The sequence below is a fragment of the Leucobacter sp. M11 genome, from assembly GCF_035726885.1.
Lineage (GTDB): Bacteria > Actinomycetota > Actinomycetes > Actinomycetales > Microbacteriaceae > JAPFRB01.
The window spans coordinates 1-237 of the sequence record NZ_JAPFRB010000054.1; the positions used below are offsets into that span (position 1 = coordinate 1).

Below are 237 nucleotides of genomic sequence, written 5' to 3' on the forward strand. Positions count from 1 at the left end.
GCCCGCCGACGTTGTGCGGGGCGACCAGCGTGTAGTGCGTCTCGGCGGTCGCGGCCAGCCTCCGGGTCTCCCAGATGCCGCCGATGTGGCCGACGCCGGGCTGGATGACGTCCACCGACTGGTCCTCGAACAGCTCGCGGAACTCGATCCGGTCGTGGATGCGCTCACCGGTGGCGACCGGGATGTCGACCTTCTCGGCGACCTTCTTCAGCGCCTTGAGGTTCTCCGGCGGGACGG

General features: G+C 70.0%; 1 protein-coding gene. It reads right to left on the reverse strand.

From position 1 onward, the window contains the following. The coding region (locus tag OOT08_RS18970; protein WP_325094455.1) for an enolase C-terminal domain-like protein at window positions 1-237 on the reverse strand (237 nt) is incomplete at both ends.